3 protein-coding genes are annotated in these 6,388 nt (G+C 68.7%); all 3 read right to left on the bottom strand.

The features are described 5' to 3' along the window. Window positions 1-3,583 (bottom strand): tetratricopeptide repeat protein (locus ACLEQD_RS34400; protein WP_410389897.1); only part of this gene is annotated, 3,583 nt, incomplete at its 3' end. A gap of 261 nt (window positions 3,584-3,844) precedes the next feature. Then, window positions 3,845-5,383: a tetratricopeptide repeat protein gene (locus tag ACLEQD_RS34395; RefSeq protein WP_410389895.1), complete on the bottom strand. Its 1,539-nt coding sequence runs from the start codon at window positions 5,381-5,383 to the stop codon at window positions 3,845-3,847. Window positions 5,384-5,385: 2 nt separating this feature from the next. Then, a partial coding sequence (locus ACLEQD_RS34390; RefSeq protein WP_410389893.1) for an outer membrane beta-barrel domain-containing protein occupies window positions 5,386-6,388 on the bottom strand: 1,003 nt, incomplete at its 5' end.

Genomic DNA, 6,388 nt, shown 5'->3' with positions numbered 1-6,388 from the left:
CCCCGGCGGGCACGGCTTCCGGCGCGGCGGGCGCGGCGGCGGGCTTCGGCTCCGCGGAGGCGCTGATGGGGCCGTTGAGGTCCCTCAGCACGCCCGCGGCGATGCGCGAATCACTGCTGCCCCGGTACGTCACCGGCTTCACCTGGGCGTAGGCCCCCGGGCGCAGCTTGTTGATCTGCTCCTGCGCGGCCAGCGTCCACTCGCTGTAGATGCCCAGCTCGTAGGCCTTCTGGAGGCCCTTCTCCAAGGCCTCGCTGGACTTGTCCTCCAGGGGCAGCGCCAGGTTCTCCAGCTCCGCGCGGTACATGCCCAGCTGTTCTTCATCCAGCCCGGAGGGGTCCGGCGAGTCCATGATGTTGCGCGCGAAGTCCGCGTACGCCAGGCCAATGCGGGTCAGCGCCGCGATGCCCCACTCGCCGGAGCCCGTGGCGAGCACCGCCGCGTACTCCTTCTCCACGCGCTGCATCTCCCGCTGCTTGGCCGTCAGGTCGCGGCGGATGGTGGAGACGCGCGTGAACTTGATGTCCGAGAAGCGCTTCCACGTGGGCTCCAGCGCCAGGAAGCGCGCGTGGCCGTACGCGTTGAGCACCGCGGTGTCCTTGCGCACGCTCTCCGCCAGCCTGTTCCAGCCGCGCACCAGCTCCTCCTGCGCCTTCTCCTGGCCGCGCACGTCCTTCATCTTCTGGTACGCGAGCAGCTCGTGGTACCGCGCCAGGTACGGCTGGCCCGCGGCGGTGCGCGAGTCCCGGCCGTAGTCCTCCACGAAGCGGTTGAAGGCGCGGGCCGCGTCGCCCCACTTCTTCTCCTTCTCCCACACGAGCCCGATGGAGAACGCCACCTGGGGCACGTCCTTGCGGTCCTTGAAGCGCGTCAGGTAGCTGTTCCAGGCGTTGACGGCCTTCTGGGACTCGCCCAGGCCGTCGTACCAGACGCCCGCGTTGAAGAGGGCGTCCGCCACCCACTTGCCCGCCGCGTCCACCTGCGCCTTGCGCTCCGCGGCCCGCTGCGCGCGCTTGGACTCCGCGTCCTCCGCGGCGCCCGGCGTGTCGTCCTTCTTCGCGACGGGGGCGGCCCTGGCCTTCTTGTCCTTGGCCTTCTTCGCCTGCGCCTCGCGGGCCTTCATCGCCGCGTCGTACTCGGCCACGAAGGACTCGGACATGGCCGCGGCCTTCTTGAACTCGGCGACCTTCTCGTAGAGGCCGGACAGCGTGTAGCGGGTCTGCAATTCGAAGTTGCTGTTCGGGTACTCCTTGAGGACGCGCTCGCCGGCGGTGATGCCCTTGTCCACCTCACCGGCCTCCTGCGCGATGACCATCGCGTAGGTGAGCGCGCGGTCCGCGTTCTCCGACCTGGGGAACTCCGTCACGAAGGCGAGGAACGCCTCGGCGGCCTTCGCCGGGTTCTTCTCCTTCTTGTAGACGACCTCGTCCACGTACTTGTACTGGCTGCCCTCCACCACGCGGGCCACGCGCTGGGCGAAGTCGGAGCCGGGCTTGGACAGCTTCTTGTTGCCCAGGAACTTGCGCGAGAGCGTGTTGAGCTCCTGCCACTCCTCGCGGCTCTCCAGCACGTACATGGTCAGGTCCGCGGCGTCGCGCGAGCGGCGCTCCTCCGGGAACTTCTCGATGATCTCCCCGAAGCGGCGGGCCGCGTCCACGAAGTGCGCGCGGTCGTAGAGGATGACGGCCGCCTGGTAGCGCAGGTCGATCTCATCCTGGTTGCCCGGGTAGAGGGTGTTGTACGTGTCGCACGCGGCGACCAGCCGGTCCTCGAACTTCGTGAGCGCCTGCTCGGCCTGCTCCTTGGCGTCGCGCTTCACCAGCTTCTGCCTGGCGACGTCACCCTTGTCCTTCTTCTCGTCGACCTTCTGGCCGTCCCTCAGGTCGCTCCTGGAGAGCTGGCCGCGTTCAATCTTGACCAGCTTGTCGTAGGCGAGCACCGCGTTGTACGCGGCGGACTTGCGGTAGGCCTCGTTGGAGACCTCCTTCGCGGAGTCGCGGTCCGGGATCTTGAACGCCACGACGGCGTCGTACTCGCCCGCGGCGGCCTCCCACTCCTCCAGGGCCCAGAGGATTTCCGCGTAGAAGAAGCGGATGTTGAAGGCGGAGTCCGCGACGAACTCCGGGTTGTCGCTGGAGGCGAACGCGTCCACGTACTGCTTGTAGATGTCGCGCGCCAGCCGGTAGGTCTCCACCTGGCGCGTCTTCTGCGCCTCCTGGTGGTACTCGGTGACCATCACGCGCATGGCCTCTTCGGTGACGCTGAAGGCGTTGCGCAGCACGCCCGCGTTGCCCGCGTTGGCGGTCCACCACTCGCCACCCGGGCGGTAGAGGTCCACCATCCGCTTCATCTCCTTGCGGACCTGCTGGCGCTGGCGCAGCCCCTCGTACGCGCGCACCACCGCCTGCTGGTACTCCGGCGCGTTCACGCCCATGGGCGAGTCGTCGATGAGCGTGCGGTACACCAGGATGGCGCTGTCGAAGTGGCCCGCGTCCACCAGGCCCGCGGCCGTCTTCGCGAGCAGCCGGCCCTGGCGCTTGGCCGGAGCCTTCTGCTTGAAGTAGGCGAGCGCCTCCTTGGGCTGATCCAGCTGGACGTAGAAGACGGTGAGGTCGTTGAGGGCCTCCGTGCGCAGGTCGCCCAGCTCCTCGCCGCGCTGGCCCGCGTAGTCCACCACCTCGTGGAGCTTCTTCAGGCCCGCGTCCAGGTCGCCCGCGTTGAAGTCACACCAGGACAGCTTGTAGGTCGCGTAGGCGTAGATTTTCGGGACGCCGGCGGCGCGCGCCTTCTCGTAGTTCTCCTTCGCGGGCGCGAGCTTGTTGTTCTCGAAGTAGTGGTTGCCCAGCTGGATGTACGCGTCCGGGACGAACTGCGACTTCGGGAAGTCGCGGATCAGCTCCTCGTAGCGCGCCACCGCGTCCTCGCGGCGGTTGAGCTCGTAGAGGTTGTAGCCCAGGGAGAAGAGGACCTCGTCGCGGGCCGGGTAGTCCGGGTACTCGGCGAGGATGGCCTCGTAGATGCGCATCGTCTCGGCGCGGTAGCGCTCGGAGTCGCGGTGGTCCTGCTCCGGGGCCGTGGCCTTCTCGCCGCGCGCCACGGCGGCGTCGTAGGCCTTCTCCGCCGCGAGGAACCGCTCCATCTCCAGCTGGTAGAGGTACTTGGACTTCTCCCAGTAGAGCTCCGACAGGCGGTACTGCATCTCCGCCTTCTGGGTGGAGGTCTCCTGCAGCTTGGGGATGAGGCGCTTGAAGCCCTCGATGGCCTCGTCGCGCTTCTTGTCCGCCAGCGCTTCCCGCTTGGAGTCCGCGATGCGCGGCACGTCCGCGAACCTGGCCGTGGCGGGCTTCACCCGCGCCGGGCCCTTGCGCATGTCCTGGGGCGCCACGCCGGGCGGCAGCGCCGCCTTCTTCGCCTCCTGCTTCTTGCTCGCGGCCTCACCCTTCTTGCCCGCGGCCTTCGCGGAAGCGGACTTCTTCGTAGCCACCTTGCGCGGCGGTGCCGTCGTCTCCGCCGCCTCCCCCACCCCACCGGCCGCGAGCGCGACGCCCACCGCCAGTGCACCGAACCGAAGAACCACCTTCATGCGAGCTCCTGGAGAACCGCGCCTCGCCACCCTGGGAAAACTTCTGCCCAGCGGGGAGGGACGACGGAAAGTAGACGCGGGTACCCAGATTGAGAAGTGGCCCGGAACATGCCTTGTGCCCCGGCGTACGCGATCACGCCGAGCCACCTTCCAGGACTCAACATCACGCGAAGAGGCCCCGACCCTCGTGACGTCTGTCACGGTGGCGGGGCCTCGATGCGGCTTCGGTTGCCTGCCAGGTGGGCCTGGGCCCTACTCCTGCTACTTCTCCTGGCGTGCGGGGCAGCCCCGCTTGAGCGTGTACTGGTAGTAGCCGATCTCGTCGATCCAGAACTCGCCCTGGAAGCGCCAGTAGTTGTAGTCCGCGCCGGGCATCTTCGGGCGGTAGAGCGTCTGGCGGGTGAGCAGCGCCTTCTGGTCCACGCCCTCGGAGAAGAGGTCCTTCTCATCCAGCGCGGTCTGCACGCGGATGATCTCCGCCTGGTCGGAGAAGGTGCGGAGGTTGTCCGCGGCCTCCTGGATGCGGTTCTTCGCCAGCGTGCCGCCCACCTGGAGCAGCGTGGTGCGGATGTCCTCCAGCGACGCCACGGTCTGCGCGGCGAACGGCGTCCCGCGCCACGGGCCCTCGCTGATGGCGCGCTTCTCCTGGTCCACGCGGGAGAGGGTCCGCATGACTTCGCGGATGCGCTCGTTGTTGCGGATCCACAGGTACACCGCGCGCGGCAGGCGGCGGTTCTCGGAGGACACCAGGTTGAAGGCGTTGATGGGCGCCACGTCCTCGCCGGTGAAGGGCTCCAGCTGCTTCGCCATGGGGCCGTAGCGCTCGTCGAACGCGGCGAGCGTCGTCTTCACCTCGTCGTAGAGGCACGAGTAGTAATAGACGGTGGCCTTGAGGATCCACGACTCGGGCTGGAACGCGCCCTCGAACTGCGGCGCGTGCAGCGCCTGGAGGCTGCCCAGCGCGCCGCCGAAGTCCTCGTTCTGGAAGCGGGCGAAGCCGTTCTCGAACAGGGCCTGGTCCCAGAAGCGCGCGTAGCGGGGCACGCGCTCGTACGCCTTCACCGCGTCCGCGTACTCGCCCCGGCGGTAGTGCACGCGGCCCAGCGCCAGCAGCGCCAGCTGGCGCGTCTGCGGCAGCTCCACCTGCGGCTCCTTCGTGTTCAGCACGGCCTGGAACGCGGCGATGGCCTCCTTGTCCAGCGTGTCCCCCTCCCCGGGACGGCCCGGGAAGCGCGGGTCGGCGAGCACCGTGCCCAGCAGGTAGCGGGCCTTCGCGTAGACGCGGCTGTCGGCGGGCACGGCCTCCAGCAGCGAGCGGGCCTCCTCGAAGCGCATGCGGCGCTGGCTGGCGGTGCCCACCAGGTAGTTGATGCGCGCGAGCACCTCCTTGGGCAGCGTGACCCACAGGTCGCGCACCTCGTCGGAGTAGGCCTGGTTGAGGATGCTGGGGATGAGGTTCTGCTCGTCCAGCCGCTGCTGCATGTCCACCAGCCCCTCGATGGCCTTGAGGTACGAGGGGTGCTTGGGGCCGGCGTTGACGATGGCCGCGTAGGAGATGAAGGCCGCGACGGGCAGCTCCTTCTTGGCGAAGGTCTGCGCCAGGTAGAACTCGGCCTTGCCCTTCAGGTCCGGGTCCTCCCCTTCCGCCAGCTGCGCGAAGAGGGGGGCAGCGGTGTCCAGCTGGCCCGCGTTGAAGGCGGACAGCGCGCGGTTGTACGTGCCCACGTCCTGCTGGGCGAACGCGACGGCGGGCACGGCGAGGGGCCCGAGGACGACGAGGAGTCGGAGCAGTCGGGACATGGCTAGAAGAGCACCGAGAAGCCAGCGTAGAAGCTGACGTTGTTGAGGACGTCCGACGAAGGCTCGGCGACGAGGTCCCTCCCGAGGATGATGTCCTCGCGGTAGTTCTTCTTCGTCTCCGGGTCCACGCCGTCGAACTTCGCCACCTTGCAGCTGCCGCTCAGGTTGAGGCCGTCGAAGGGCTGGTTGGCGGCTCTCGCGGCCTCCAGCGCCTCGAAGTCCGCCAGGTTGCAGCCGTCCACCTTGTCCACGCGCGCGGTGTAGATGAGGTCGCGCACCTCCAGGCGGATGGCGTAGGACTCGCCGAACTGGAGGCGGAAGCCGCCGCCCACCTCCCCCAGGAACTTGTTGCCGGTGTCGCCGAAGCGCGCGGGCACCTGGTACGTCTGGCCCTCCACCTCGTTCGCCACCTCCGGGCGGATGAGGTGGCGCGTCTTGCCAATGCCGGCGCCACCGCTGAGCACCACGCTGAACTGCGCCAGCGAGTTGTTGAAGAAGGCGAACTTGCCGTAGAGCGGCGTCACCTCGACACCGGCGTGCGCGCCCCACTGGAGCAGGAGCGACGACGCGGCCTGGGCCTGCTCGCGCACCTTGTCGATGAGCTCCAGGTTGAAGTCGCTCTCGTCGGAGTACCAGTTGTACTGGCCGCCCACCTGGAGGGCGAAGTTCTCCTGCAGGTGGTAGACGTAGTGCAGCGCGGTGCCCACGTGGTTGGTGAACTTGCCGTTCACCTGGACGACGCCAGGGTACAGCACCAGCTCGTGCTTGCCCCCGTCCGCGAAGCGCTTCTTCTGGACGATGTGGACGTTGACGTTCGGGTTGTAGAGCGGCGCGCCATTCACCAGCCGCTGCTGCTGCGCGTCCGTCGTGCGCGGCGCCTCACCGGAGCCCAGGGAGTCCAGCACCGGCGCGTCCGCGGGCGCGGTGGCGGCGGGAGCCCCGGGCCCGGAGGACAGCGGGGCTTGCGTGGCCCCGGAGGACGGCGTGCGGCCCGTGTCGTCCTCG

Origin of the sequence: Corallococcus sp. 4LFB (genome assembly GCF_046520365.1) — a bacterium.
GTDB lineage: Bacteria > Myxococcota > Myxococcia > Myxococcales > Myxococcaceae > Corallococcus > Corallococcus caeni.
Note: the sequence above shows the minus strand (reverse complement) of the source record. Positions and strands in the feature narration are given on the sequence as shown.

Excerpts from the sequence above, each read along its gene's own strand:
- ACLEQD_RS34395 (WP_410389895.1), bottom strand. The coding sequence starts at position 5,383 with ATGTCCCGACTGCTCCGACTCCTCGTCGTCCTCGGGCCCCTCGCCGTG.